This window comes from Paenibacillus sp. 598K, from assembly GCF_003851045.1.
In the GTDB taxonomy this organism is placed as follows: Bacteria; Bacillota; Bacilli; order Paenibacillales; family Paenibacillaceae; genus Paenibacillus_D.
This window is the reverse complement of the sequence record NZ_BFBX01000012.1, coordinates 78920-80267: the sequence shown is the minus strand read 5'-3', so window position 1 is coordinate 80267 and position 1348 is coordinate 78920. Positions and strand designations below refer to the sequence as shown.

General features: G+C 64.2%; 2 protein-coding genes. Both read left to right on the top strand.

The window, feature by feature from the left end:
* A partial coding sequence (gene iolB, locus PA598K_RS05825) for a 5-deoxy-glucuronate isomerase (protein WP_128656031.1) occupies positions 1-686 on the top strand: 686 nt, incomplete at its 5' end.
* A gap of 51 nt (positions 687-737) precedes the next feature.
* The coding region (locus PA598K_RS37780) for a LacI family DNA-binding transcriptional regulator (RefSeq protein ID WP_260405284.1) at positions 738-1348 on the top strand (611 nt) is incomplete at its 3' end.

The window sequence follows — 1348 nt, the reverse complement described above, 5'->3', positions numbered from 1 at the left end:
GCCGGACGCTGGAGCGCTCGACCGGCGAGGACGAGGTCTGTCTCGTGCTGGTGAGCGGGCGGGCCGATGTAACGGCGGCAGGCCAGAGCTGGGAGGGGATCGGGCAGCGGATGAGCGTATTCGAGAAGATCCCCCCCTATGCGGTCTATGTGCCCGGACAACAGACGTATCAAGTGACGGCGCTCACCGAGCTGGAGCTGGCTGTCTGCTCGGCGCCGTGGCACGGCGGCCATGCCGCCCGGCTGATCGCCCCTGAGCAGGTGGGCGTCGAGCTGCGAGGCGTCGGCAGCAATGAGCGACTGGTGCATAATATCCTGCCCGAGCAGGAGCCGGCGGACAGCTTGCTTGTCGTCGAGGTGTTCACGCCAGGGGGCAATTGGTCGAGCTACCCGCCGCACAAGCATGATCGCGACGCGTTGCCGCTCGAGTCGGAGCTGGAGGAGACGTATTATTACCATATCGATCCGCCGCAGGGGTTTGCCGTGCAGCGCGTCTATACGGATGACCGTTCGCTCGACGAGACGCTGACTGTGTGCGACGGCGAGGCGGTGCTGGTGCCGCACGGCTATCACCCGGTTGGCGCGCCGGCCGGCTATGAGGTGTACTATCTCAATGTGATGGCCGGTCCGCGCCGCACCTGGAAGTTCTACAACGACCCGGACCATGAGTGGATGTTGGGCCAGTAGCCGAACCTCCGCGAACTGAGACAGGAATAATCTGACGAGCGAGGAAACATGATGAGAGCTACCATCTATGACATCGCCCGCGAAGCCGGCGTCTCGATCGCTACCGTATCCAAGGTCATCAACCAGAAGGGCAAGATCAGCGCCGATAAGCGGCGGGAGATCCTCGCGATCATGGAGCGACTGCGTTATCAGCCGAGTCGGATCGCCTCGGCGCTGACAGGCAAGCATACGTATACGCTTGGCCTGCTGATCCCCGACATCGCCAATCCGTTCTTCGCAGAGGTGGCGCGCAGCGTCGAGGATCGGGGCCATGAACTGGGCTACAGCATCATCATCTGCAGCACCGACAACCGCGAGGAGCGGATATCTCAGTACCTCGCCGTGCTGCGGCAAAAGCAGGTCGACGGCATCATCATCGGCACCGGGATGGACAGCGGCGAGCTGTTGCGCGAGCTGGATATGGAGACGCCGGCGGTCGTCATCGGCCGCGAGGTGCCTGCGGTGCCTGTCCATACGGTCGTCGCCGACGACCGCTATGGCGGGCGGCTGGCGGCGGAGCATCTGCTGAATGGCGGTCATCATCGGCTCGGCGTGCTCGTCGAGGGGCTGGACATCATGAGCAGCAGAGAGCGGCTGCGCGGCTTCCGGGAGCGGCTCGCGGA